This is a genomic window from Comamonas avium (assembly GCF_014836675.1).
In the GTDB taxonomy this organism is placed as follows: Bacteria; Pseudomonadota; Gammaproteobacteria; order Burkholderiales; family Burkholderiaceae_C; genus Comamonas; species Comamonas avium.
Genome location: NZ_JACSQK010000001.1, coordinates 89,661 through 115,619, shown reverse-complemented (window position 1 = coordinate 115,619; position 25,959 = coordinate 89,661). Strand labels below are relative to the sequence as shown.

Here is a 25,959-nt window from a genome sequence, read left to right as displayed (position 1 = left end):
TCAGCCCCTTCCTTGCCGTGCGGCATGGCCACGGTGCATCAGCCACAGCAAGTAGGTGCCGCCCAGCAAGGCCGTCAAAACACCGACAGGCAGCTCTTCTGGAGCCATCACCCAGCGCGCCAAAATATCTGCTGTCAGCAGCACCACACCGCCCATCAAACTGCTCAGCAGCGTGCTGCGGGCATGCCCCACGTTGACCATGCTGCGCACCAGGTGCGGTGCTGCAAGACCGACAAAAGCGATCAAGCCTGTCTGCGCCACCGCAGTGCCAGTGGCCAACGCCATCACGGCGATCAAGCCAGCGCGCATGGGCGCTAAAGGGAGACCCAGACTGGCCGCCGTAGATTCACCCAGGGTCAAACCATCCAGCACTCTGGACAGGCACCATGCCGCCAGAGCACACAATGCCCAAGCCCCCACCATCAGCAGGCACGCGGCCCAGCCAATAAAAGCGGTGCTGCCCAGGCCAAAAGCCTTCATGGGCTGCAGGATGTCTGGGTAGCGCAACTCCAGCATGTCGCGCACAGCCCCCAGCACCACCCCCACAACCACACCCGCCAGCAGCATGCGCAAACTGTTTTGCACACCTTGCGCCAGTGTCAGCGTCAGCAGTACGGCAATCGCAGCGCCGGCAAAAGCCATGCCAGTCATACCCAGACGCTGCATCCATTCCATGCCAATGGCCGCTGTGCCACTGAACACCATGGCAGCTGCCCCACCCAGTGCAGCGCCCGAGGCACTGCCCAGCAAATATGGGTCAGCCAGCGGGTTACGAAACAGCCCCTGAGCCACCGCACCCGCCAGCCCCAGCAAGGCCCCGGCAAGCCATGCACCCAAGGTGCGAGGAAAACGGATGTCCCACACAATTTGCTGCGCAACGGGGTCGCTGCGCATGCGCCACACGCTCTCCCACCCTGTGCTGCCCACACACACACCCAGCACAACCAAACCAGCGGTAACCGCCACCAAGAGCATTGCCAGCCAGTGACTGCGGGCCGCTGCTGTCGGCACGTTGGAGGTTCTAGTTGACACGACGCGGTGCTTTCTCAGCCAAACAGCGGGCAATGATGCGGGCCGCCTCATCCATGCGCGGGCCAGGGCGCACAACGGTGGTGGACTCTTCCGCATTGAACGCACACACACGCCGGTGCTTCACAGCATCCAGCGACGCCCACCCCGGATAGGCATGAGCCAGCTGCATGCTGTAGTTGCCCATCAAGATGACATCGGGCCGGGCACGCAAAATAAATTCAGGATTCAAACGGGGAAAGGGCCCCATCTCTGCTGGAACCACGTTGTCCACGTGCATGCGCGTCAGCAGCTCGCCGATGAAAGAGGATGGGCCCGCAGCATAAGGGCCACGACTGACTTCAAAGTACACGCGCGCCCCTTGCACCCCGGCAGGCACAGACTTCGCAGCGGCGTCCACACCGGCTTGCAAGCGCTGCCACTCGCGCTCAGCACCTTGCTCAGGCGGCAATCCCAGCAGCATACCGATGCTGTGCAGCACGCGGTATACATCCGCCTGCGTGCGGGGTTCCAGAGCCACCGTGCGCAAGCCCAGCGCCTCCAGCCGTTCGACCACCCGCGAAGAGTTGGACAGCAGAACCACATCGGGCTTGAGCGCCACAATCGCTTCCACGTTAGGATCTAGCCCACCGCCCAGTACGGGCAGCGTGGTCTGTAGTGTTTTAGGCCAGTTGGAATACCGGTCCACACCAACCAGTTTTTCACAGGCCCCCAGGGCACATACGGTTTCGGTCAACGAAGGCAGCAAACTCACAATCCGCTGCGGGGGCTGCGCCATGACAACCGGGCGACCTCGGTCATCTTTTTGTGCATCCAGGGTGACATCTGCCGCATGGGCGCTGCCCAGTACAGCCGCCCATACCATGGCAGCCACGCCCAGGCCAGTGCGTACGAATTTGATCATTTCAGTGGCACTGGCAATCCGGCCGCCATCAAAGTTGCGCGCTTGCATACGCTTGCCACGTCTTGGTTCAAAGTGCCCAGGGCATCGACAAAGGCACGCACTTCTTTACCCAGGGGAATCACGCCCAAACCGATTTCATTGCCCACCACAACCACCGGACCGGGGCAACGCGGCAGAACATCTAAAAACAAAGCACGTTGCGTGCTCCAGTCATGGACTGGCGGCTGGGTGTCTTCATTACTTTCCATGTCCATGGGCATCATCCAATTGGTCAGCCACAGCGTTAAACAATCGATAACCACCAAGGTCTGTGGTGTGCTGTGGGTTTGCAATGCCTGCGCGAGTTGCCGTGGCACCTCTACCGTACGCATACCCGGCACACGGGCTGCACGGTCAACCTGGTGGCGCTCAATGCGCTGCTGCATTTCAGCATCCCAAGCCTGGCCCGTTGCCACATACACCGCCGCCCGTCCCTGCGCACCATCCATCCATGCGCGTGCTGCCTGCTCTGCACGGCGGGTTTTCCCACTTTTTTGGCCGCCCAGAATCAATTCCTGCCAAGGCTCGATCGCGCTGTTATTGAGAGTATTCATATCGTTTGTCAATTATGCAGACGGCACGGGCTCATCCCATTGCACAGTTTCCGCCCCCAGCAAGGCTGCAATAGCTCGTGGGTGCGATGGAAACCATGCATGAAAATAGCTGGCATAGACGCTGCCGTACTGGTACACGGCTTCGCCCTTGTCGGGCTGCACCCGTTGGTTAGCACGACTGGTGCGCGCCACTTCAGGGGCCTGGCACACAAACCGCGAGTAATGAAAGGTGTGCCCCCGCAGCACGCCCGCTTGCAGCGCACATTGCTGCATACCCAAGCCGGCAAGACGTGGCTGCATCTGTGCGGTGCCCGGCACAATACCCCACATGGGCGAATGCTCACCTTGCGCATCAGCAATGCCATGGCCCAGCGCCAGCATGCCACCGCATTCTGCCCAGACGGGCTTGCCCGCTTGCACATGGGCGAGCAAATCCGCCTGCAGCGCCACATTGGCCATCAATTTATCGGCATGCAACTCTGGGTAGCCACCAGGCAACCACACAGCATCACACACAGGTAGCCGCTCACCCGCCAAGGGGGAAAAGAAGGCCAGGCTAGCCCCCATCGCATGCAAACAATCCAGATTTGCAGGATAGATAAAGCTAAACGCCGCATCACTGGCAACGGCCACCGTGCGCCCTTGCAGCCAAGGCTCGGGTGGAGTGAGGGCACCATCGGCCGGCACTGAAAACTCCACCGACCAGCGCTGCCAATCTGTCCAGTCCATCTGCCCCAACGGGGTTTCAGCCAGCGCATCGGCGGCCGCATTCAGCCGCGCCATGGCATCAGGCAGCTCATGCGCAGCCACCAGACCCAAATGTCGCTCGGGCAGCAACTGAGCATCTTTGCCTGAACCCATTCGCTGTACTGCCCCCAGCCACAGCGCTGGATCACGCAAGCTGTTTTGCAGCATCTGTGCATGCATGCTGCTGCCCACACGATTGGCCAGCACGCCCGCCCAAGGCACATCCGGCTGGTACTGCTGCATGCCCAGCACCAAGGCACCAAAGCTGCCAGCCATGGCTGATGCATCAACCACCAGCAACACGGGAATACCCAGCTGCACCGCCAGATCTGCCGCTGTCGGACTGCCATCAAACAGCCCCATCACGCCTTCAATCAAGATGACGTCAGCTTCTGCTGCTGCTGCCGACAGACGCGCACGCACTTCATCCATCCCGACCATCCAGCCGTCCAGGTTGTGCACCGTCGCACCGCTGGCCAGCTGGTGCCAGTAAGGATCGAGAAAATCAGGCCCGCACTTGAACACTCGAACACGGCGCCCTTGCCGCGTATGCCAACACGCCAAAGCAGCGGTCACGGTGGTTTTGCCCTGCCCAGAGGCTGGCGCAGCCACCAGCAGTGCCACACAGCGATGAGAGGAAAGAGAGGAATTCATACGCGCTTGTTCGTTTCGCAGCAGGGCATGACAGCATGCCTTGCTGCGTTCAGCCCTTGCTAAGTTACTGGGGCATCCACTTCAGACCCACATAAAAAGTGCGCCCTGCCGCAGCGTAATCTTTGGCAAGCACGTAATCGCGATCCATCAAATTGTCGACACGTGCTGTCAGCGTGAAATCTCTGGCAAGTGGCTTGGAAGCAGACAGATTGAACAAGCCATAACCCGCCCAGTCATACCGCTTGTTCTTGGAATCAAATTCACTGCGCTTGCTCACCAGCTGCATCTCGGCGCCAAGCATCCAGCCCAGCCACTGCTTATATGCACTGACATTGGCGTAACGCTTGGCTCGTCGATCCAGAATGCGCCCCGTCTCTTGGTTGCGTGGTGTTTGGAAATCGACAGAAGCCGTCCAGTCCACATCCAGCCAGTGTGTGGCAGCGGCGAAGGTGATGCCTTGCAGTTCAGCCTGCGCAACGTTCTGGTATTTTTTACTGCTGCTGTTGTATTCGATGAGGTTTGTCAAACGGTTGCGATAGGCCACCATAGAGAAGCTGTCACCACCTTGCTTCCAATGCAGTCCGACTTCGGCATTTTTTCCTTCTTCAGGCTGCAGGGAAGCAGAACCATAGATGCGGTGAAAGCGCTGATACAGCGTGGGCGCACGGAAAGAAGTTCCCGCAGAGGCCGTTGCACGCCATGTGGGAGACAACGCCAGCCCGTACGCTGCACTGCCCGTGTTCTGCCCGCCGAATTCACTGTCATCGTCGTGGCGAACATTCAATTGCAGCGAATGAACACTGCCCTGGTAACCCCAACCCAGGGCCAGCGCATTTTGCGAACGTTCCCGCTCAGACACGTCCAGATCCTTGTTTTGCAAGTTGTCTTCACGGCGCTCTAAATTGGCCGTCAACGTTGCATTGCCATGCTTGAAAACGTTTTGCCACAAATAATTACGCAGCGTTGTCTCGGTGTAGCTGGGACTCTTGGTCACAGTCTCGTACTTCACATTCGATTCACTCACGGAAATGCGGCTCGACAAGAGCGGGTTCCATTGCGCAGCCCATGACAGCCCCAAAGTTTCCAGCTTGCGCTTGCTGCGATCATCTGCCAGCGTGGAGTCGTAGCCACTATTGGACTGGCTGGTTAACGCAGTGGCTTCCAAGCGATGGTCGCGGTTCAGCTGAAACCCCAGCTTCGCGTTGGCTGCATGCAGGCGATAGTCATCTTTATCCGGGTTGCTGGTGGCAGTCGTCTTTGCATCAAAACCATCAGTACGCTCGGTTTGCACGCCAACTGCGTAGTCCCACGCGCCTTGCCCCCCCGACAGCCCGGCATCTGCCTTGCGGGTACCTTGGTTGCCGAAACCAATCGCAATATGCGGCAAGAAACCGGCTTCACCCTTTTTAGTGAAAATCTGAATCACACCTGCCACGGCATCAGAGCCATAGACAGCGGCCGCAGGCCCGCGCAATATCTCCACGCGATCAATGCTTGCCAAGGGAATGGTCTGCCAGTCCATACCGCCACTTGTGGACTGAGAGTCCACGCGAATCCCGTCCACAAACACCGCTGTGTGCTGGTTGTTAGCGCCGCGCATGAACAAGCTGGTGCTCGAGCCCATACCACCAGTACGCACCAGCTGCACACCTGGCTGACGGGCCAAGATCGACGCCAGATCGCTGAAGCCGCTGCGTTCAATTTCCTCATGGCCAATCACCGTCATGTCAGCCAGCACGTCTGACAAACGCTGTTCTGTGCGTGTGGCAGAGACGACCACCTCATCCAGCGAAGCGGCCATGGACGAGATCCATGGTGCTGCAGCCAAGACAACCGCCAAGCTCACAGGGCGCAAGGCACACGACGACGCGACGCACAAGCGTCGTTGTTCAAACAAACTCATTTGAGAAATTCAGAGAAATCCACCCGTACTGACCTCCCCGCCAGCAATGGGTAATACCATGTCCATCAAAAATAGACACACCTGTGTTGGCCGGTATCCGGGCTGGTTCATCAACGCCATCGCCTTCCCAAATGCTTGTTCAAGGCATTCAGTGGCTTAAATGATGGGTGAGCGTATGACTAACGCTAAGAACTCACCGTTGCGGGGGCAGCGCAGGCTAGGTGGCGCTGAAGGCCAGCACCATCACCCTGCTTCCCGTTGAACTGCAAACTTGTGAACCAAGTTGCGAGCACCAACATTTGAGACGTCGATTCTAACGGGGCAGACAAGACCAGGCACCAAGCATGTGTGCGTGTGAACAACATTGGCACCTGACTTAGCAGCGCAAAACAGCGGCTCAATTGACAGCTTGAAACAAGCTCAGGTAGCTATATCTTGCCATCTGCCATAAATTTGCAATTCACGCCAAAGTGGCAGTCCTACAATTAGAGCAATCCATGACGACACCATCTATTCTTGAGCCCATTGCTGAGCGCGTAGAGCTGCTATTGAAAAAGTATGAAGCGCTGCAACACGCTAATCACTTGCTCAACCAAGAGATTGAAGCTTTGCATAAAGAGCGAGATTCGCTTCGGTCGCGCCTAAAGGCAGCGCGCGCACGCGTGGGTGACTTGATTGAACGTCTGCCTGCCAATCAGGAGACCCCGTGAGCCAGCTAGAAATTCAGATCCTGCACCAAGACTACCTGCTCACCTGCCCTGACGGCCACGAGTCACAGTTGATGGAGGCAGTGGAACGCGTAGACCAGCAGTTCCAACAAATGCGCGACAGCAGCAAACTGCGCTCGCGCGAGCGTGTGGGCGTTTTGCTGGCCGTGAACTTGGCCTATGAAAATCTGGAACTGCGCCATCAGCTTCAGGCTCTCCAGCAACAGCTGGCAACCCTGCAAGGCACGATGCCAAGCAATGATTTAGAAATTGATGCGCAGCGCTTGACCAGCCTGGAATTACAGGCCGCCCACGATCTCACAGTAGCAGATCAGTTGTTGCAACGTTTGAACCAGGTGCTGGACAGTGAAACCGCCAGCACAACGTCTGCAAATTTGGATGAAACAGCGAATCCTGAGTCGCAGAATGTGGCATCTGCACCCCGTGCTGATCTGGAAACGGTTAGTGCCAGCTTAGACAACGACATGCACATGGACTTGGTGCAGCCTGCATCAAAAAGTCTGTAAAATCGATCCTGTCTGCAAACCGCCGGGCTTTATATTGCCTTGAACCAATGCTCATTGAGCACGGGCTTGATATATTGCCTAGCAAGCGTGATCGTCTCGCGTTAGACGAACCCAACGCTGGGCTGCTCTCGCCCACCTGAACCCCCGGTTCAGGTTGAGGGCCCGGTGGCTTTGCAGACACCTTTCACTGCTTTTCAGCAAACTCTCGCTGAGTGACAGCCCATCTAGCGGCACCACACTGATGGCTTATAAATCAAGTCCATCCACAGCGCCCACAAAGAAACAGCAACCAGCATAAACCCCGCTGCACGCACGCCCCAGCCAGAGCGCAAGAGGCTCAATCGCCCACTCAGCCAGCGCCATGCATAAGGCGCAGCAATCAGCCACAGCGCCCCGCCACAAGCAAAAGCTACCATGCTGGCCGCTCCCGTCAACGCGGTGCCACTGAGAGCTGCCACCAAAATTGCGGAATAAAGCAGGCCACAGGGCAGCAGTGTCCAAGCCATGCCCGCAAAAAGGACACCCCCGCGCATCGACAGGAGCGGTTGAACGGTTTTCCACATCGCCCTGCCCGCGCGTTCCAGCCAGACAGGCTGCTGCCCCTGAAACAGCATCAGCAGGCCCCACGCCAAAATAGCCAGATGCATCAGCACCCACACTGGATGCAAAGCAGACGTTCGATCAGACAGCCATGCAATCTGCTCCATGGCCAATGCAGCAATCGCACCCAGCAGGCCATAGCCTACGAGACGTCCACTATGAAATTGAAAGGCACTCCAGTTGAATGCCGCCGGATGGCTCTGCTGCATGCTGTGCATTTGCACGGCTTTGTGATGCCCGTGTATGACTGCATGGCAAGGGGCAGCGCACATTGCAAGACAATGAGGCCCCCCAACAAGCCCCATGAAAAATGCAGTCCAGACCAGTGAAAATTCCATAAGGATCAGATGATCCGCGAGAACCTTGCGCGGGTGCGGTCTGCTTGCAAATAACGGTCAAACACCAGGGCAACTCCGCGAACAAAGAACCAGCCTTTGGCTGTTACCTTGATACAGTCGTCCACGATCTCAACCAGACCCTCTTCTTGCTGAGAGGCCAGAGCTTCAATCTCTGTCGCAAAGTACTTTTTAAAATCGATCAGCCAAGCGCTGTTAATGGATTCATAGAGTACTTCGCCTTGACACATGATGGTCATGATTACGGCCCGGCGAATGGTGTCGTCTCGCGTTAACGCCAAACCTCGAACAACGGGCAGACGATCTTGATCGAGCAAGTCGTAATACTCTTCCAAGGTCTTCGCATTCTGACTGTAAGTGGCCCCAACACGACCAATTGCAGACACACCCAGCGCGATCAAATCACAATCCGGTTGCGTGCTATAGCCCTGGAAGTTACGGTGCAGGCGTCCTTGCCGTTTAGCAATCGCCAGCGCATCTTCAGGCAAGGCGAAGTGATCCATCCCCACATACACATAGCCTGCAGCGATGAAGCTCTCGATGGAAGAAGACAGCATGCTTACTTTGTCGGGCGCAGAAGGAAGGTCTTCTTGCAAGATACGGCGCTGCGGCTTGAAACGCTCGGGCAAATGTGCATAGGCATACAGGGCAATACGATCTGGGCGCAACGCCGCAACCTGCTTTAATGTGCGGGCAAATGACTCTGCATTCTGCTTGGGTAAGCCGTAAATCAAATCGACATTGATCGACTCAAAGCCCAGCTCACGAGATGCTGCCACCAGATCAAACACCTGCTCTGCAGGCTGTTCACGGTGCACCGCTTTTTGAACCTCAGGATCAAAATCCTGAACACCAAAGCTAAGGCGGTTAAACCCGATCTCTTTGAGCACCGCCAAGCGCTCACGCGTCACCGTCCTTGGATCTACCTCAATCGAATATTCGCCAGCAGGATCAAAGTCAAAACGCTGACCCAGCATGCGCCACAGCTCGCGCAACTCTTCATCCGTAAGGAAAGTGGGCGTACCCCCACCGACGTGAAACTGGCTGACAACTTGCCCACGACCACAGTGCTGCAGGTGCAAATCCACCTCGCGCTCCAAATAGCGCATGTAGGTGACAGCACGCTCATGGTGTTTGGTAATAATCTTGTTGCAGGCGCAGTAGTAGCACAGGGACTCACAAAAAGGAATGTGCACGTAGAGCGACATTGGCTGCTTTGCCGCAGCGGTCACTTTGCGCTGCTTCAACGCCAAGATATAGTCATCATCACCAAATGCCTCCACAAACCTGTCAGCAGTGGGGTAAGAGGTGTAGCGTGGACCAGGCACGTCATAGCGTCGCAAGAGTTCGGGGGTGACTACAGTCATGAATCTTTTTTCCTTGTTGCCCCTACTTTGCAACAATAAGCCACGTTTATCCTTGACTTGAATCAAGAGGGCGATGTAAAAGCAATGCCACAATTTGATTCATATCATTCGTAAAACCAATGCCACACTTTGATTCAAATCATTCATGGCTGCGCTCTTCACTCTGATAGTTCCGTTTCTATTTTTTAACATCTAGCCTACGTCTTACTCATAGACATATGGGCTTTTGAGTACATGACTCCACCATCCATCAAAGTAACCTGTTCCAACTGCAATCTGCGCGAACTCTGCATGCCCGTGGGCCTGAGCGAGCAGCAGTTGCAGCGCATTGATGACATTGTGGCAACGCGCCGCAAAGTCAAACGTGGAGCAACGCTGTTTCGCAACGGAGAAGCCTTCACGTCGCTGTATGCCATTCGTACGGGGTTTTTCAAAACTTGCGTGGCAACCGAAGATGGCCGGGATCAGGTGACGGGCTTTCAAATGGCAGGCGAGATCATCGGCCTGGATGGCATCGTCAATGATCACCACACTTGCGATGCCGTCGCACTAGAAGATGCGGAAGTTTGCGTCATGCCATTTGATGGGCTGGAGGAAATTTCGCGCGAAGTGACTGCCCTGCAAACCCATGTGCACAAAGTGATGAGCCGGGAAATTGTGCGCGAGCACGGCGTCATGCTCCTGCTTGGCAGCATGCGTGCTGAAGAACGCTTGGCAGCATTTATTTTGAACTTGGTACAGCGCCTTCACGCTCGGGGTTTTTCCTCGTCAGAGCTGGTGCTGCGCATGACACGCGAGGAAATCGGTAGCTACCTGGGCCTCAAGCTGGAGACAGTGAGCCGCACCTTCTCCAAGTTTGTGGAAGAAGGCATGGTCGAAGTCAAGCAACGCCACGTCCGCATTCTGGACACCGCAGCATTGCAGCGTCTGGTGAACAGCCAGCACGAAAGCAATAAATAAGAAATTGCAGGCTGGTTCAGCCAGCCCAAAAGCCTCCCACGCTATCGCTTTGGGAGGCTTTTTTTATGGCTGCCCTACCTGGCATCGATAGAACACATCGAGGACCTCCCTCAGGATATGGAAGGTTCTCCGTTGACCTTCGCTGCGGGTATGGACAGCAGCATTGTCAAATAGCCCGCCACTGAAAATACTGCCCAGAAAATAAAGAAGGCAATCGTATAGACAGCGCTGCGTGATAACTCAACACTTTGCCCCCACCAAGACATATCCATAGGATCAAACACAGAAAAAACCAGCATTTCCATCACACCTGCTGCCAAAAAAGCAGGCCAAGCAATCCACATCCAGCGTTGTGCCAACATATGTCTTCCTTTGTGGTTTGGTTTAACGCTTTTATTGTGCACACAGTATTTTCAATATCAGCGTGGGACAAATACCAAATAAAAAAGATAGCTGCTTGCGCTTATTAACAAAGGATTTCAAAGTCATTAATACCTGAATCCCTTGAAACATAAGCGCAAGCAGCTATCTTTAGCAGTAAATTTAAATTATTTAGGTGTTAAATCAGGCAAATCCGCATCCGGTGTTACTGCGTGATTGCGCACCGCATTGGCTGGCGCATAGCTCTTGTCCTGGTTGCGTAACTGTTCGTTGATGTTCACACCCTTTTGGTAGTAATCCGCATCGACAATTGGATCAGCACCACGCGCAGCGATCACCGCCGTCAAAATACCAGCCACCACCACAATCGCCGGTCCAGACAAGACCAGCCACACGTGGCCATATTTCCACCATGGGCCAGATCGTGTTTCCAGTTTTTTTACGTTCTGAGACATGCCAAACTTTCTTTCATCTTTAGACATGGTGTGCAGAGCTTGCGCCCTGCTCACCGCAAATAACACTTTCTTAGCGGGGCACCAAGAAAACAGACTTTTCTCGTACGTGACCTTTTCCACTTTGCGCAGAAATCTCGAACTCAATTGGATGCGAGCCTGAATCTGCAGTTCCATACGGAATTTGCACCCGTACAGCAACGCCACGCGTCTGCGCCGAATCCACAGCCACCTCGCGCCCCTCTACCAGCTCAATGCCTTCAAGGCCATCCACAGTCACCGTATAGGTTTGCGCTTCTTCCGTGGCATTCATGACTTGCAGACGGTATACGTTCTCCAGCTTCCCGCCCGCCGCAATACGCGCCAGCGATGCACGATCTCGGATCACATCGACTTTCAATGGCTCTCGCACCGCCATGCTAAACACCATTGCCGCGGACAGTCCCAGCAAGATGGCTGCATAAATCAACACCCTGGGGCGTGCAATCCGTCTCCAGATCTGGGAGCCTGGCCAACCTTTGCTGACTGCATTTTGTGTGGTCAGGCGAATCAGGCCCCGTGGGTAATGCATGTTGTCCATGACGTTATTACATGCATCGATACACAAGCCACAACCAATACATTCGTACTGCAGACCATCACGAATATCAATGCCGACGGGGCAGACTTGGACACACAGCTTGCAGTCAATGCAGTCGCCCAGTCCTTGCGCCTTGTAATCTACTTCTTTTTTGCGAGGACCCCGATTTTCACCACGCAGTGCGTCATAACTAACAACCAGAGTGTCCTTGTCAAACATCGCGCTCTGAAAGCGTGCGTAAGGACACATGTATTTGCAGACTTGCTCACGCATGTAGCCGGCATTGCCGTAAGTGGCAAAGCCATAAAACAGTACCCAGAAAATCTGCCAGCCACCTTCCAGAGCCAACAACTCGCCACCCAGCTCACGGATAGGTACAAAGTAGCCAACAAAAGTAAACCCTGTCCATAAAGCGATGGCAATCCACAAAAACTGCTTGAGCGTCTTGCGCCAGACCTTCTCCAAGGTCCAGCCGGATTGATCCAACCGGATACGCGCACTACGGTCGCCTTCGACTTTGTGCTCAATCCACATGAAGATTTCGCTATACACAGTTTGCGGGCATGCAAAACCACACCACAGCCGACCCGCTACCGCCGTAAACAGAAACAGCGCCAAAGCACTAATGATGAGCAAGCCTGTGAGGTAGATGAAGTCCTGCGGATACAGCACGTAGCCGAACAAATAAAAACGGCGGGCACCCAGATCAAACAAGACCATCTGCCGCTGCCCCCATTCCAGCCACGGCAAACCATAAAAAAACAACTGCGTCAGCCACACCATTGCCCAGCGCCAGTTCATGAATTTTCCGCTGATGGAGCGCGGATAAATCTTTTTATGCGCTTCAAAAAACGATACGGTTTTTTCCTGGCTTTCCGCTTTGATAGGAATGGTTTTTTGCGGTTTTTTCTGCTCGGAACTCATGGGTCACACTCCCTAAATCGCACCAAAGAAAAAGGCGGCACACAGTGCCGCCTTAGACATCATTACGATGCTCAGTTAGCTGTTCCAGGCTTGTTAGACAAGCCCCAAACATATGCGGTCAGAACGTCAATCTGTGCAGGTGTCAACTTCTTGTCCTGCGCAGGCATTTCGTTCATCTTGCCATTCGTGATGATGTCAACAATGGCTTTTTCGCCCCAGCCGTGAAGCCAGATGTCATCCGTCAGATTCGGCGCACCTAACAAGGTATTGCCCTTGCCATCCATGCCATGGCAAGCCGCGCAAGCCGTAAATTTCGACTTGCCCAGCGATGCCTTCAAAGAATCATGGGGGCTGTTAGACAGGCTCAAGACGTAGTGCGCCAAATTACGCACATCCTCGGCGGTACCAACCACTTCAGCCTGAGGCGGCATCATGGACATACGGCCTTGGGTAATGGTCTGCTTGATATTTTCTGGTGCACCACCGTGCAGCCAGTCAGCATCAGTCAAGTTAGGGAAGCTCTTGCCGCCACGTGCGTCAGAGCCATGGCACTGAGCGCAGTTGTTCATGAACAAGCGCTCACCAATTGCCATAGCCTGGCCATCCTTGGCTACATCTTCTGTGCTCATGGCCGTGAAACGTGCATACATAGGCTCCAATTCAGCTTTGGCTTTCTCCACCTCGGCTTCATAGGCACCCACTTGGCTCCACTGCATCTTGCCAGCATAAGCACCCAAACCGGGGTATGCCAGCAGGTACAGCAAGCTAAACACGATGGTGATCACAAACATCCAGATCCACCAGCGTGGCATAGGATTGTTCAGTTCGCGCAGGTCTTCGTCCCACACGTGGCCAGTCGTGTTGTCGCCATCAGAGACCACCTTTTTACGGGCAGTAATGATGAGCAGCACCAAGCAGGCGACGATGCCCACAATGGTGATGCCTGCGACGTAGACCGACCAGAAGTTATTTACGAAATCGCTCATGGGATGTTCTCGTTCTGGTGGAGAAATCAGTCTTGTTGGAACGGCAGTTGCGCTGCTTCATCGAAACGTGCCTGATTGCGGCGGGCATACGCCCACCACCAGATACCGATGAAAAGCGCCATCGAAACCAACGTTGCAACAATGCGCATGGTGGTGATGTCCATAGACTGATCCTTTTTACTTAAGCGCGGTGCCCAGACCTTGGAGGTAGGCAATCACTGCTTCCATCTCGGTCTTGCCCTTGACTTGCTCAGCAGCACCGGCGATTTGCTCATCGGTGTAAGGCACGCCAACCGTACGCAACGCTGTCATGCGCTGTGCAACCACAGTGTGATCCACCGCATTTTTTTCCAGCCATGGGTACTCAGGCATGTTCGACTCTGGAACCACATCGCGAGGATTGTTCAAGTGAATACGATGCCATTCATCGCTGTACTTGCCGCCCACACGGTGCAGGTCAGGACCAGTGCGCTTTGAGCCCCACTGGAAGGGGTGGTCATACACGAACTCACCAGCAACAGAGTAGTGGCCGTAGCGCATGGTTTCTGCACGGAAGGGACGAATCATCTGCGAGTGGCAGTTATAGCAACCTTCGCGGATATAGACATCACGACCCATCAACTCCAGTGGCTGGTAAGGCTCAACACCTTGCACAGCTTCTGTGGTCGATTTTTGGAAAAACAGGGGCACAATTTCCACCAGGCCACCCACAGCAACTACCAGCAAGATCAGAACGATCATCAAAAAGTTGCTGGTTTCTACCTTTTCGTGGGTAAAACCTTTGGAGGCCTTATCGTTATTTACAGACATTTTTGGCTCCTCGTACTTAGGCGTGAGCAGGGTTAACGGCAGGCACTGCCACCTTCACAGAACGACCCGAAGCCACTGTCTTCATAACGTTCCAAGCCATGATCAGCATACCGATCAAGTACAGCAGACCACCGATCATGCGAATTACGTAGAAGGGATAAGAAGCCTTCACGCTTTCCACAAAGGTGTACGTCAAAGTACCGTCAGCATTCACAGCACGCCACATCAGGCCTTGCATCACACCGGAGATCCACATCGCAGCGATGTACAGCACGATACCGATGGTTGCCATCCAGAAGTGCAGCTCAATGGCCGACTTGGAGTGCATTTCGGTCTTACCGAACAAGCGTGGAATCAGGTAATACAACGAACCCATGGTGATCAGGCCAACCCAGCCCAAAGCACCAGAGTGCACGTGGCCGATCGTCCAGTCTGTGTAGTGCGACAGCGCATTCACAGTCTTGATGGCCATCATGGGACCTTCGAACGTGGACATGCCATAGAACGACAGGGACACGATCAGGAAACGCAAGATGGGATCTTCACGCAGCTTGTGCCAGGCGCCAGACAACGTCATCACCCCGTTGATCATGCCGCCCCAGGAAGGTGCCAGCAAAATCAGCGAGAACACCATGCCCACGGACTGCGTCCAATCAGGCAACGCGGTGTAGTGCAAGTGGTGCGGACCGGCCCACATGTAAGTGAAGATCAAAGCCCAGAAGTGCACGATCGACAGGCGATACGAGTACACAGGACGACCTGCTTGCTTGGGTACGAAGTAGTACATCATGCCCAGGAAGCCTGCGGTCAGGAAGAAGCCCACCGCATTGTGTCCGTACCACCACTGCACCATCGCGTCTTGCACGCCGGCATAGGCAGAGTAGCTCTTCATGAAGCCTGCTGGAATGGCTGCACTGTTCACAACGTGCAGCAAGGCTACGGCGATGATGAAGGCACCAAAGAACCAGTTGGCCACGTAAATGTGCTTGACCTTGCGTGTGCCAATCGTTCCAAAGAACACGATGGCGTAAGACACCCACACCAAGGTGATTAAGATATCGATAGGCCACTCCAGCTCAGCGTACTCCTTGCCAGAAGTAAAGCCCAGAGGCAAAGACACTGCTGCAGCCACGATCACCAATTGCCAGCCCCAGAAGGTGAAGGCAGCCAGCTTTGGCAGAAACAACGTGGTTTGGCAGGTACGCTGCACCACGTAGTAGCTTGTTGCGAACAAGGCGCATCCGCCGAACGCAAAAATTACCGCATTTGTATGCAATGGACGCAGGCGTCCAAAGCTAAGCCAAGAAATACCGAAGTTGAGTTCGGGCCAGGCCAATTGGGCAGCGATAAAAACGCCGACCAACATGCCTACGACCCCCCACACCACGGCCATGATAGAAAACTGCCTAACTACGGTATCACTGTAGTGTGCAGCACTAGTTTTTAGAGAATCCATCGGGCACCTCTTAATATGCAGTCGAAAGTGTTCACTGTTATGGTTTTTACGTTGTTGACAAACATCAATCGTCTCGAAGAATGCGTTCAGCCTCTTGCTCGACGCTTTCAAACTGTCCGCGGTAAATCGCCCACCACAAGCCTGCGGCGATGATCAGGACAAGAACCACGGACATCGGAATTAAGAGATAGAGAATTTCCACGACAGGACTTTCAATCAGGCAGCCACGGCACTCACACCAAGCGCCTGTACGGGCTGCTCATCCGCATTCGCAGCACCCGATAGCGGCAATGGTTTCACCAGCCGGGCTGCGTTCAGCACCACCAGTACAGAGCTCAAAGCCATTCCAAGCCCTGCCAGCCAGGCAGGCATCAATCCCGCCATGGCTAAAGGGATGCAAACTGCGTTGTACAACGCAGAGAAAAATAAATTTTGACGCACCACACGCAGCGTCTTGCGTGCCAGCAAAACGGTTTGCAGCACCAGCTCCAAGTTATCACCCAGCACCACAAAATCTGACTGCGCCCGAGCCAACGGCACAGATCGACCAAAAGCGAATGAGACGTTAGCACCAGCCAAAACAGGGCCATCATTCAAGCCATCTCCAACCATGCCAACGCATTGCCCCGCTGCCTGGACAGCACGAATGCGCTCCAGCTTGGATTGCGGAGAGCACTCTGACTTGTAGTCCTCAATACCCAGCTCTGCGGCTACCCGCGACACGGCATGCGGCCCGTCACCAGAAAGCAGTTGCACACCTACGCCAAGCTGTCGCAGCCCATCTAGTACCTGGATCGCCTCACTTCTCACACCTTCGTCCAATTCAAAAGAAGCAAGGACTTGAATGTTTGTTGGCGATGCTTCCAATGCCAAATACACAGCTTGTACGCCGGTTGGCCAAGCACTGGCTCCAGCGACAAAGGAACGTGATCCCAACCGCACCCATATAGGTGCTTCATCATCTCCTGTCGCGGCCTGAACCTGCGCCCTCAATCCATGCCCGCTGAGCTCCTGCACTGACAGAACTTTCCACTTGGACACGCAGGACATTCCAAAGCCTGCGACTGCCTTGGACACCGGATGCATTGAATTTTTCGCCACGGCCGCGGCCAAGCCCTGCCACAAGGAGGCATCTAACTCATCCAGCACTGACATGCGGGAAACCTGCATCCCATCGCGTGTCAAAGTTCCAGTCTTGTCAAAGACCAATGTGTCAATTGATGCCAATACTTCCAGCCCCTGCAAATTGCGCACCAACACGCCATGACGAGCAAGGGTTCCGGCAGCCGTCAACATGGCCACAGGTGTTGCCAAAGAAAGTGCGCAGGGGCAGGTGACGATCAAAACTGCAGCCGCAATCATGAGAGCCCGCCCAGGGTCTACGGGCCACCAATACACTGCAGATGCGATAGCCAAAACAAGCACCACCACCAAGAAAGGCCCCGCAACCTTGTCCGCCAGTTGCGCCAAACGCGGTTTCTGTGTGGACGCGCTTTCCATCAAATCAACAATCTGTGCGAACTTGGTCTGCCCCCCAATTCGCTCGACCCGCACTTCTACAACCGCTGTCAGGTTAAAGCTGCCTGCAATAACCTGATCGCCTTCAGCGCGAGACACAGGGCGTGACTCTCCAGTCAGCAAAGCCTCATCTGCCTGCGTATGGCCTTTTATAACGACACCATCTACAGGAAATGCTTCTCCCGGCAGGATACGCAGCACATCACCCACCCCAATGTTTCTCAGCGCAACGCGGTGAAACTGACCATCACAAGCCTGTTTTTCAATACTGTCCGGCAGCCGATTAAGCACAGCATCAAGCGCCCCGGCAGTACGGTCACGCAATCGAATTTCCAACCAACGCCCTGCTAGCAAAAAAGCTACAAACATGGTCAAAGAGTCGTAGAAAACCTCTTCACCAAAAATACCTTCAGGGGAGAATGTGCCAATCGTGCTAACAATAAATGTGATGATCATGCCCAGAGCTACAGGCATATCCATACTCACGCGACGATTTCTTAAATCGCGCCATGCACCACTAAAAAATGGGCCGCACGCAAAGATCAGCATGGGTATACAAATAACCCATGAGGCCCATCGCAAAAGCCGCTCAAACTCCATGAGCAAATCACCCGGCTGCGCGTTATACGACGGCCACGCATACATCATGACCTGCATCATGCAAAACGTTGCCAGCAGCCAGCGCCATAAGGCTTTGCGATACTGTGCCTGCCGCATTTCACGAGCCACTGCATCTCGCGCCGGTACTGCCCGATAACCAACTTTTTGCACTGCCGCCATCCACTGCGAAGGAAGCACTTGAGAGGGCCGCCATACCAGGCGCGCGCGTTTGGCCGCAGCGCTTACGTCAACCTGTACAACCCCTGGAACAGCACGCAGCGCATCTTCAATCACTAGAGCACAAGTTGCGCAATACATGCCCTCTATGGCAACCTGTGAATCCCACACTTCGATGTCTTGCGGCTTGAACGCCTGGATTTTCTGCTCTCCATAGGGCTTGCCGAAACTCACCCACTCCGCAGGATCATCGAGCAGATGCAGACCACTGCTGGCTGAAGAAACGTCTGCATCAGATGCTGTTTGCTCCTGAGCAAAAGGAGACTGCGGAAGGTCTTGGGGCATGCCCGCAAGGGTACCCACAAACCACTTAGAGACATTGACTTACATCAAGACCGACCAAGCCACACGATTTATGCTTTAAAACGTCAGTAATGAAAACTTGGAGATAAAAAATGTACGAACGCATTCTGGTTGCTACCGATGGCTCCTCACTGTCCGACAAGGCTGTCAGCCATGCCATGGAGCTTGCAAAGTTGAGCGGAGCCTCTGTCGTTGCCTTAAAGGTCATACCACGCTATCCCCGCAGCTATTTGGAGGGCGGTGCAACGATTGACTTGTCAGAAATCAAGCGCATCGAAGCGCAATGGGCAGACCAAGCACAGTCCGTACTGAACAAGATCAAAGCGGACGGAAAAGCAATGGGTGTTACCGTCAAGACCAGCGTTGCAAAATCTGATCTGATTGCAGAGTCAATCATTGCCGCGGCTGATAAACAAAACGTTGACCTGATTGTGATGGCATCACATGGGCGCAAAGGCATCAAGCGTCTGCTGCTAGGCAGCGAAACACAGCACGTACTGACGCACTCTCAAGTGCCCGTCTTGGTCTTACGCTAAATAAGCCAATTTGCAAAAAGGTCCTTATGGACCTTTTTTTATTTACGCATGCAAATTTATAAAAGCTAAAAGCCAAGGACCAAATCGAAAAAAAACTCAGACACATTGCTACCGAACCCTGCTTCAAAATTTTGAAGAATATGTGAGCAAGATACGTTAAAAAACTATCGCAACGTCATCACGGGCATCAACAATAAAAATAGAGAATTCAAAATATAATTCGCAGAATCTCTATTACCAAAATTACACGAAATTAATACCATTCTTCTGAAAAATAAATTCAACCACAACGACATTTATTTTTCACACAAGCAAAAAAATACATCCGATGCTCAAAAATTCGCTGAGCGCTTTTCAATAAATGCCGTCACGCCTTCGCAGTGTTCTGCCGACGCAGCGTAAGCATAAGGAGCAGGTACAGCTTCATTAAGGGACAGACTTCGCATAGCCTGTTTATTCAAACGCGCCGCTTGTGGTGACAAGCTTGCAATGCGCCTTGCCACACCTTCCACCCGTTCGTGCAATCGCAGCGCCGGTAAAGGCTGTGCGCACCATCCCGTCGCGGCCATGTCTTGGGCAGAGAACACTGCCGCCTCCAGTAGCATGCGTTTTGCAGTATGCGCTCCCACAGCAGAAGCGACCAAATGCAGCTCTTTGGGTGCCATAGGAAAACCCAGCTTAGCAATCGGGGCACCAAAGCTAGCATTTTCTGAAACCCATCGCACATCGCAGCAACTGGCAATTTCAACGCCTGCCCCCATACAAACCCCAGCAATGCTTGCCACAATCGGCACATCACAGGACAGCATGGCATTCAAGCCCCCCCATACGTCTTCTTCATGAAATGCAGCCAGACTATCAGGGTCAAATCGAAATGCGGGATATTCTGCAATATCACCTCCCGCGCAAAAATTTCCTCCATGGCTTTGAACGACGATGCAGCGTGCCATGTGGTTTTTCTGAATATCCTCGAATATAGCTTTCAATTGACGCCACATTTTGCGCGTCATAGCATTTAATTTTTCAGGATTGACTATTTCAACACTGAATATCCCCGCATCCTCACCCTGAATCTGTGACCATGGCTCAATAGTGATTTCTCCACTCATGCGCCAGCCTCTTCAGAGTTTTTATAAAAAAGATTCGTCAGCCCCATACTTTTCAGACGCTGAGCCCATTGCATCGTGTCTTGCTTTACCAGCGCAGTAAAAGCGTCGCCATACACGCCCCCCCACCGGATGCCCATCGCCTCGAAATTGGAAGACATCACCGTGTCGCTGCCCATACGCTCAAAAACATCCACCATAGTGGCAGCTTGCGCATCAGATAATTGCTGCGGTGCAAATAATCCATACCATGTCACTCTCTCAAGGGAATGAACACCGAGCTCTTGCGCACATGGCACATCCGGCAAAACATTGGCACGCTGAGTTCCCGTGATCATCAGTGGTTTTAGGCGACCGCTGCGAATATGTGGCAAACAGGAAACGAGGCCATCAATCATCATATCCACGGAGCCCACAAGCAAATCCTGCAGGGCCGGGCCTGCCCCACGGAAATGGACGAACTCAAAATGCAAGGATTCTTGATGTTTCAAGATTTCGGAAGAGATATGGCTAGACGAGCCAATGCCAGCAGTCGCCATACGATAGCGTGCGGGCTTACGACTTAAATCTGAAAGCAGCTCCATCGCTGTGCGCGAGCGCATGCGTGCTGGATTAACCAAAATTACTTGCTGAACGGCCGCCACCATGGCGAGTGGCCGCAAGTCATCAATAAAATCAAACTCATCTTTGCTGGTCAGTGCACGTGCCACGGCCAAATAGCTGCCACCAAGCAATAAATTTTGTCCGTTTGCCGCAGCTTTTGACGCGAAGTTTGCACCTTGCACACCTCCAGCACCACTTTGATATATCAAACGCAGCGGCTGCTGCGTCTTGCGCTCAAATGACTGCGCCAACTGCTTTGCCAAAATAGCACTGGGCCCGCCAGCAGGAAAAGGAACAATCAAATTAACTGGTTTGTTTGGCCATGCATTTAAGGAGGGCCTTGCGCCATTGACGCTTTGTGCCCAAACGGGCGGCATGGCCGCCAGTGTGGCCAAGCATTGCAAATAAGCACGCCGATCTAACACGCAGGGCTCACTTTCTTTCTATTATTTTGGCCAGAACCTCGCCTTTACACCGCTGAACGTCGTTGTGCCCATATCCACATCATTGCACCACCCACAATCATCGGAATGCACAGCCACTGACCCATGCTCATACCCATAGACAGGATACCCAGGTATGCATCAGGCTCCCGGAAGTACTCTGCGATAAAGCGGAAGCTCCCGTAGCCGATCAAGAATGCAGCAGCAACCTGACCTGGCCTATGCTCCTTTCGCGCGTATATCCATAGCATCAAGAAGAGTAAAACGCCTTCCAGTAAAAACTGATAAATCTGCGAAGGATGGCGCGGCAGCATTGAGCCGCTTTGTGGAAAGACCATCCCCCAGGGCAAATCAGGGTTCGAGAAACGCCCCCACAGCTCACCGTTGATAAAGTTACCAATACGCCCTGCAGCCAAACCTGTGGGCACACACGGCGCGACAAAGTCCACAACCGACAGCCACGATCGTTTGCGCGAATAGGCAAACCAGCACATAGCCCCGATCACGCCCAACAAGCCACCGTGAAAGCTCATTCCACCTTCCCACACTGCGAAAACCTCTAAAGGATGACTCAGGTAGTAAGCAGGCTTGTAAAACAGGCAATAGCCTAAGCGGCCCCCCACAATCACGCCGATTACGCCTTGAAACAGCAAGTCTTCTACATCCCTGCGCGTCCACGCAGCATTGCCTTGCAAACGATTGAAAGGAGGATGCTTTAACCTGCATATGCCCAGCCACATGAACAAGCCAAAGGCGGCCAAATATGTCAAGCCATACCAATGGATGGCAATCGGCCCCAACTGCAGGGCTACGGGATCAATCTGTGGGTACATCAGCATGCTATGCATTGTGCCGCAGCCGGTAACACCGCGATGACACATGCGTGCCATAAAAAACCAATCGCGAATGATTCTGCGTTTCGCATGCATGCAATGCGGCAGGCTAGGGTTTATAAATCTGCAATTTGGAGTAAACCAAACACCCCACCATACTTGTGGCTTCAGCTACCCATAAGAAAACAGAACTATGCAAGGTCATCCTGAAGTCATCACCTGCCTGAACGAATTGTTGCGCGGCGAGTTGGCGGCCCGCGATCAGTACTTCATCCATTCCCGCCAATATGAAGATCAAGGCTTTATGCGCTTGTATCAGCGCATCGATCATGAAATGGCAGAGGAAACCTCTCATGCGGACATGATCTTGCGCCGTATCCTATTTTTAGGCGGCAAGCCTGATATGCGCCCACACCCATTTACGGCGGGCAATACCGTCGAAGAAATGCTGCAAAAAGACTTGGCTGTGGAGTACCAGGTGCGTGACAATCTGCGCAATGCCATGGTGCTATGCGAAAAACACCATGATTTCCAATCGCGAGATTTGTTGCTGGCGCAGCTTAAAGATACCGAAGAAGACCACACCTACTGGCTAGAAAAGCAACTTGGGCTTATTCGCATGATGGGTCTAGCCAACTACCTGCAATCTCAAATAGGCTCCACGGCCTAATCAGTGCACACAGTAAAAATCAGTGGCAAGTTTTTACTGTGTGCAAGTCGCCCGCGCAGCACCACCGCGGCTGCGCATCAATGTCAAGTCGGCATGCAGGTTTAGCGATCCGGCTGCAAGCAGCCGTGACCAACGCATTTCACACACGACTCAGAGATCACGCTCTCATCATCAAAAGCACAACGGAGGCTTGCATTGTGTTTTTGCAGGAATGCATCGCCATAGTTCACTGGGATTGCATGCAGCATGAGCCCGCAGAATGCCTCGCCGAACTGCATCGCAGGAGAAAAAATTCCGTACTGTGCAGGGTGAAAAGTTGCAAGGCATCCATAGCCCATTCGGGGGGTGAGCAGCTATCCCAAGCCACATACCAACAATGAATCAGCTGTGGAAAAGCAAAAAGCCCCAGCATTGCTGCTAGGGCTTTTTTATGGGGCGATCAATGGGGCTCGAACCCACGACAACCGGAATCACAATCCGGGGCTCTACCAACTGAGCTATGACCGCCGTAACTTGTGCATCTAGCCCGCTTTAAAAAGCGACCTGGACACTTAAAATGGGGTGGCTGATGGGGCTCGAACCCACGACAACAGGAATCACAATCCTGGACTCTACCAACTGAGCTACAGCCACCGGAAGAGATTATTATTATAGCTGGTTTATTTACCCCTTATGGGAACCAGCTATGATTTTTTCACTCAGGGGCGCGGAACCTTGAACTGAACCTTGAATTTCTTCTTGAGCAATTCATAGTAAGCAGCGCCCTCTGCAGTACTTATCAATTGTACATACTGCAGCGAGGCTTGGCGGGCTGAATCAGCACTTCTGTCCGTGGAGGGCAGAATTTTATTCACTTTCACGATGGCATACCCTGCATCACCCAGACCAACGCCTTCCCAAGCAGGCAAAGCATCGGTTTTAGCTTGCAGCGCTGCATCCAGCACCTGACGCGGCATGCCCAATGGATTGTCACGCGCAACTACGACGGCTGGCAGCAGCCCTTGCGCCTTGGCTGGATCAGCGCGCCACTCTTTGAGCTTGGCTTCACCAGCTTCACGCGCCAGTACGACGGCCTGCTGGTCCATATACAAAGTTTTCACGCGCTCTGTCACTTCATCAAATGACAGCTGCTTCGTGGGCTGATAGCTGACTACACGGCCAGCGACCATTTGGTTGGCACCCAGGTCAATTGCGTCGGTATTGCGCTTGTTGTCAATGCTGTCTGCGGAGAACAAAGCATCCAGGAAAGCCTGACTGGCCAGAGGCCCTTGGGCATCAGGTCGCGGCTCACGCGTAACGCCATCCACAGTTTGCAACTTCAGGCCCAGTTTCTCTACCGCAGGTTGCAGACTTTCCGCTTGCTCATACACCGTATTAGCAAACACCTCGGCAACTTCGGCAAATTTACGTTGCGCCTGCTGATCCTTGAGATCATTTGCAATCTTTTCGCGTACCGATGCAAAACTTGGAACAGGAGGCTGCTTCACATCTGTCAGCTCAATGATGTGGAATCCAAACTCCGACTCCACAACCGCGCTGATGGCGCCCTTTTCCATAGAAAAGGCTGCCTGCTCAAACTCAGGAACCATGGCACCACGTGCAAAGAATCCCAAATCACCACCCTGCGCTGCAGAGCCCGTATCCTGGGACTCAGTTTTTGCAACTTCGGCAAAACTGGCAGGGTTGGCCTTGACCTTGTCGTAGATGGCTTGCGCTTTGGCTTTGGCTGCCTCACGCTCAGCCGCAGGCATGCTCTTAGGAGCGTTCACCAAAATATGACTGGCTCGACGCTCTTCTTGGCCACCCGCCAAACGGGCTGCATTTTCTTTGTAGTAGGTCTGCAGATCAGATTCATTGAGCTCGATGCCGTCACGCACCGTCTTCAAATCCAAGACTACGTACTCCACCTTCGCTTGCTCTGACTGCTGAAACTTCGCCAGATGCGCCTGGTAATAAGCCTTCAGATCCTCATCGCTCACCTTGACCTGACCAACGAAATCCTTGGCCATGAATTGTGCGACTTGAATTTCGCGACGCTGCAAAAAAGCGTCCATCGCAGCATTCACCACCACGGGGGTTGCCAATGCAGTATTCATCACATTGCCAACGACCTGCCCCAAGGACATATCACGGCGCAGCGAAGCCTCGTAACCTTCTGGCGTCATGCCCTGAGCAGCCAGCAAAGCACGGTATCCATCCGCATCCAAACTACCATCCGCTTTGCGCAAACTGGCAATCGCAGGAATGCCCTGCAGTGTGCGCGCCAGCGCTGCATCACTGGTCACCAGGTGCATCTTCTGTGCAGCGATCTGGAATACCCGGTCACGCACCATCCGCTCCAAGCTGGCATAGCGCGCTTCTGGCGAGTCCAATAGCTTGGAATCCATTCCTGGGTTTTCTGCACGCAGCCGGTCACTCTCGTAGCGATGCGTGTTGTCCCAGTCATTTTGGGTAATGTCTTGCCCATCAACACGCGCAACTGTCGGGCTGGAGCCCGAGAAGTAACTCTGGTCGATACCGACAAAAATGAACGAGGGAATGATCAGCAAGAACAGCAAGATCATGACGAACTTGGAGTGCTTGCGGATTGATTCGAGCATAGTCAATCTTTCTGAGGATACATAAAAAAAGGCGAACCCACGCTCGCCTTTTTAATGGAATAGCGCAGACGCAAACGTTTTGCAGCACGCAAACCAAATAAGGAAACTCAAAGATTCTACCTGCTCAACCCTTCCATGCATTCAGCAGTTGCATCAACTCTGCGTAGCAGCGATCACAGACTGCAAATAGACAACAAAAAAGCACCTCGGCTTATGCCAAAGGTGCTTTTGGGGATTGAAGTGGTGGGTGCTAACGGGGTCGAACCGCTGACCTACGCCTTGTAAGGGCGCCGCTCTACCAACTGAGCTAAGCACCCACTGCAATCTAAAAAAACAGAACATCCGATTGCCAGAATGTTCACACAGCGAATGGTGGGTGCTAACGGGGTCGAACCGCTGACCTACGCCTTGTAAGGGCGCCGCTCTACCAACTGAGCTAAGCACCCGCTGTGAAATAAAAAAAGCATCTAGATCACTCTATATGCTTTTTACAGTGGGAAGTGGTGGGTGCTAACGGGGTCGAACCGCTGACCTACGCCTTGTAAGGGCGCCGCTCTACCAACTGAGCTAAGCA

25 protein-coding genes, 4 tRNA genes and 1 riboswitch are annotated in these 25,959 nt (G+C 53.7%); of the genes, 5 read left to right on the top strand and 24 right to left on the bottom strand.

Going from position 1 to position 25,959, the window contains the following annotated elements:
- From H9646_RS00565 to H9646_RS00545, 5 genes are all read right to left on the bottom strand, one after another.
- On the bottom strand, positions 1 to 975 hold the full coding sequence (locus tag H9646_RS00565; RefSeq protein ID WP_225213936.1) for a FecCD family ABC transporter permease: 975 nt from the start codon (positions 973 to 975) through the stop codon (positions 1 to 3).
- Positions 976 to 1,021: 46 nt separating this feature from the next.
- Positions 1,022 to 1,933, bottom strand: coding sequence for an ABC transporter substrate-binding protein (locus tag H9646_RS00560; protein ID WP_225213905.1), 912 nt, complete (start codon positions 1,931 to 1,933; stop codon positions 1,022 to 1,024).
- The gene (locus tag H9646_RS00555; protein WP_191721387.1) at positions 1,930 to 2,526 is read right to left on the bottom strand and encodes a bifunctional adenosylcobinamide kinase/adenosylcobinamide-phosphate guanylyltransferase; all 597 of its coding nucleotides are present in this window, start codon (positions 2,524 to 2,526) and stop codon (positions 1,930 to 1,932) included. Before H9646_RS00555 ends, H9646_RS00560 begins: the two co-directional genes overlap by 4 nt.
- Positions 2,527 to 2,538: 12 nt before the next feature.
- The gene (locus H9646_RS00550; RefSeq protein ID WP_191721386.1) at positions 2,539 to 3,927 is read right to left on the bottom strand and encodes a cobyrinate a,c-diamide synthase; all 1,389 of its coding nucleotides are present in this window, start codon (positions 3,925 to 3,927) and stop codon (positions 2,539 to 2,541) included.
- Between the two features lie 64 nt (positions 3,928 to 3,991).
- On the bottom strand, positions 3,992 to 5,830 hold the full coding sequence (locus tag H9646_RS00545) for a TonB-dependent receptor domain-containing protein (RefSeq protein ID WP_191721385.1): 1,839 nt from the start codon (positions 5,828 to 5,830) through the stop codon (positions 3,992 to 3,994).
- A gap of 71 nt (positions 5,831 to 5,901) precedes the next feature.
- Positions 5,902 to 6,142, bottom strand: a riboswitch (cobalamin riboswitch).
- A 185-nt stretch (positions 6,143 to 6,327) separates the two neighbouring features.
- On the opposite strand from H9646_RS00545, the gene H9646_RS00540 reads away from it, so the two are divergent.
- On the top strand, positions 6,328 to 6,540 hold the full coding sequence (locus H9646_RS00540; RefSeq protein ID WP_191721384.1) for a DUF904 domain-containing protein: 213 nt from the start codon (positions 6,328 to 6,330) through the stop codon (positions 6,538 to 6,540).
- Positions 6,537 to 7,064: a cell division protein ZapA gene (locus H9646_RS00535; RefSeq protein WP_191721383.1), complete on the top strand. Its 528-nt coding sequence runs from the start codon at positions 6,537 to 6,539 to the stop codon at positions 7,062 to 7,064. The genes H9646_RS00540 and H9646_RS00535 overlap by 4 nt, the downstream gene beginning before the upstream one ends.
- Before the next feature lie 224 nt (positions 7,065 to 7,288).
- On the opposite strand, the gene H9646_RS00530 is transcribed toward H9646_RS00535, so the two are convergent.
- The gene (locus tag H9646_RS00530; RefSeq protein ID WP_191721382.1) at positions 7,289 to 8,002 is read right to left on the bottom strand and encodes a sulfite exporter TauE/SafE family protein; all 714 of its coding nucleotides are present in this window, start codon (positions 8,000 to 8,002) and stop codon (positions 7,289 to 7,291) included.
- 5 nt (positions 8,003 to 8,007) lie between these two features.
- On the bottom strand, positions 8,008 to 9,387 hold the full coding sequence (gene hemN / locus H9646_RS00525) for an oxygen-independent coproporphyrinogen III oxidase (RefSeq protein WP_191721381.1): 1,380 nt from the start codon (positions 9,385 to 9,387) through the stop codon (positions 8,008 to 8,010).
- Positions 9,388 to 9,621: 234 nt separating this feature from the next.
- Here hemN and fnr point away from each other — a divergent pair, with 234 nt between their 5' ends.
- Entirely contained in the window at positions 9,622 to 10,347 is a 726-nt protein-coding gene (fnr, locus tag H9646_RS00520; protein WP_191721380.1) for a fumarate/nitrate reduction transcriptional regulator Fnr, read from the top strand.
- Between the two features lie 110 nt (positions 10,348 to 10,457).
- Here the strand turns inward: fnr and H9646_RS00515 are convergent, their stop codons facing one another.
- The 9 genes from H9646_RS00515 to H9646_RS00475 all read right to left on the bottom strand — a co-directional run bounded on the left by H9646_RS00515 (position 10,458) and on the right by H9646_RS00475 (position 18,576).
- Positions 10,458 to 10,709, bottom strand: coding sequence for a hypothetical protein (locus tag H9646_RS00515; RefSeq protein WP_191721379.1), 252 nt, complete (start codon positions 10,707 to 10,709; stop codon positions 10,458 to 10,460).
- Positions 10,710 to 10,895: 186 nt separating this feature from the next.
- A complete protein-coding gene (locus tag H9646_RS00510; RefSeq protein ID WP_225561159.1) occupies positions 10,896 to 11,183 on the bottom strand; it encodes a FixH family protein in 288 nt (95 codons plus the stop codon).
- A gap of 70 nt (positions 11,184 to 11,253) precedes the next feature.
- Positions 11,254 to 12,684 carry a cytochrome c oxidase accessory protein CcoG gene (gene ccoG / locus H9646_RS00505; protein WP_191721377.1) on the bottom strand — a complete coding sequence of 477 codons (1,431 nt, stop codon included), beginning with the start codon at positions 12,682 to 12,684 and terminating at the stop codon, positions 11,254 to 11,256.
- A 71-nt stretch (positions 12,685 to 12,755) separates the two neighbouring features.
- Complete coding sequence (gene ccoP / locus H9646_RS00500) at positions 12,756 to 13,670, bottom strand: cytochrome-c oxidase, cbb3-type subunit III (protein WP_191721376.1); 915 nt, start codon at positions 13,668 to 13,670, stop codon at positions 12,756 to 12,758.
- Between the two features lie 26 nt (positions 13,671 to 13,696).
- Complete coding sequence (locus H9646_RS00495) at positions 13,697 to 13,834, bottom strand: cbb3-type cytochrome oxidase subunit 3 (RefSeq protein ID WP_191721375.1); 138 nt, start codon at positions 13,832 to 13,834, stop codon at positions 13,697 to 13,699.
- Positions 13,835 to 13,847: 13 nt separating this feature from the next.
- Entirely contained in the window at positions 13,848 to 14,480 is a 633-nt protein-coding gene (gene ccoO / locus H9646_RS00490) for a cytochrome-c oxidase, cbb3-type subunit II (protein ID WP_191721374.1), read from the bottom strand.
- 16 nt (positions 14,481 to 14,496) lie between these two features.
- A complete protein-coding gene (gene ccoN, locus H9646_RS00485; protein ID WP_191721373.1) occupies positions 14,497 to 15,936 on the bottom strand; it encodes a cytochrome-c oxidase, cbb3-type subunit I in 1,440 nt (479 codons plus the stop codon).
- A 64-nt stretch (positions 15,937 to 16,000) separates the two neighbouring features.
- Positions 16,001 to 16,138: a cbb3-type cytochrome oxidase assembly protein CcoS gene (ccoS, locus tag H9646_RS00480; RefSeq protein WP_191721372.1), complete on the bottom strand. Its 138-nt coding sequence runs from the start codon at positions 16,136 to 16,138 to the stop codon at positions 16,001 to 16,003.
- A 14-nt stretch (positions 16,139 to 16,152) separates the two neighbouring features.
- Complete coding sequence (locus H9646_RS00475) at positions 16,153 to 18,576, bottom strand: heavy metal translocating P-type ATPase (RefSeq protein ID WP_191721766.1); 2,424 nt, start codon at positions 18,574 to 18,576, stop codon at positions 16,153 to 16,155.
- 110 nt (positions 18,577 to 18,686) lie between these two features.
- On the opposite strand from H9646_RS00475, the gene H9646_RS00470 reads away from it, so the two are divergent.
- On the top strand, positions 18,687 to 19,130 hold the full coding sequence (locus tag H9646_RS00470) for a universal stress protein (RefSeq protein WP_191721371.1): 444 nt from the start codon (positions 18,687 to 18,689) through the stop codon (positions 19,128 to 19,130).
- Between the two features lie 332 nt (positions 19,131 to 19,462).
- Here the strand turns inward: H9646_RS00470 and H9646_RS00465 are convergent, their stop codons facing one another.
- The 3 genes from H9646_RS00465 to lgt all read right to left on the bottom strand — a co-directional run bounded on the left by H9646_RS00465 (position 19,463) and on the right by lgt (position 22,121).
- Entirely contained in the window at positions 19,463 to 20,239 is a 777-nt protein-coding gene (locus H9646_RS00465; protein ID WP_191721370.1) for an enoyl-CoA hydratase/isomerase family protein, read from the bottom strand.
- Positions 20,236 to 21,234, bottom strand: a complete 999-nt coding sequence (locus H9646_RS00460) for a Bug family tripartite tricarboxylate transporter substrate binding protein (RefSeq protein ID WP_191721369.1) — start codon at positions 21,232 to 21,234, stop codon at positions 20,236 to 20,238. Before H9646_RS00460 ends, H9646_RS00465 begins: the two co-directional genes overlap by 4 nt.
- Positions 21,235 to 21,308: 74 nt before the next feature.
- Entirely contained in the window at positions 21,309 to 22,121 is an 813-nt protein-coding gene (lgt, locus tag H9646_RS00455) for a prolipoprotein diacylglyceryl transferase (protein WP_191721368.1), read from the bottom strand.
- Positions 22,122 to 22,308: 187 nt separating this feature from the next.
- Between lgt and bfr the strand changes: the two genes are divergently transcribed.
- Complete coding sequence (gene bfr / locus H9646_RS00450) at positions 22,309 to 22,785, top strand: bacterioferritin (protein WP_191721367.1); 477 nt, start codon at positions 22,309 to 22,311, stop codon at positions 22,783 to 22,785.
- Positions 22,786 to 23,216: 431 nt separating this feature from the next.
- On the opposite strand, the gene H9646_RS00445 is transcribed toward bfr, so the two are convergent.
- The 5 genes from H9646_RS00445 to H9646_RS00425 all read right to left on the bottom strand — a co-directional run bounded on the left by H9646_RS00445 (position 23,217) and on the right by H9646_RS00425 (position 25,831).
- Positions 23,217 to 23,292: transfer RNA gene (locus H9646_RS00445), tRNA-His, on the bottom strand.
- A gap of 50 nt (positions 23,293 to 23,342) precedes the next feature.
- A tRNA-His gene (locus H9646_RS00440) sits at positions 23,343 to 23,418 on the bottom strand.
- Between the two features lie 65 nt (positions 23,419 to 23,483).
- Positions 23,484 to 25,385, bottom strand: coding sequence for a SurA N-terminal domain-containing protein (locus tag H9646_RS00435; protein ID WP_191721366.1), 1,902 nt, complete (start codon positions 25,383 to 25,385; stop codon positions 23,484 to 23,486).
- 241 nt (positions 25,386 to 25,626) lie between these two features.
- Positions 25,627 to 25,702, bottom strand: a tRNA-Val gene (locus H9646_RS00430).
- Positions 25,703 to 25,755: 53 nt separating this feature from the next.
- A tRNA-Val gene (locus tag H9646_RS00425) sits at positions 25,756 to 25,831 on the bottom strand.
- Positions 25,832 to 25,959: the final 128 nt, after the last annotated feature.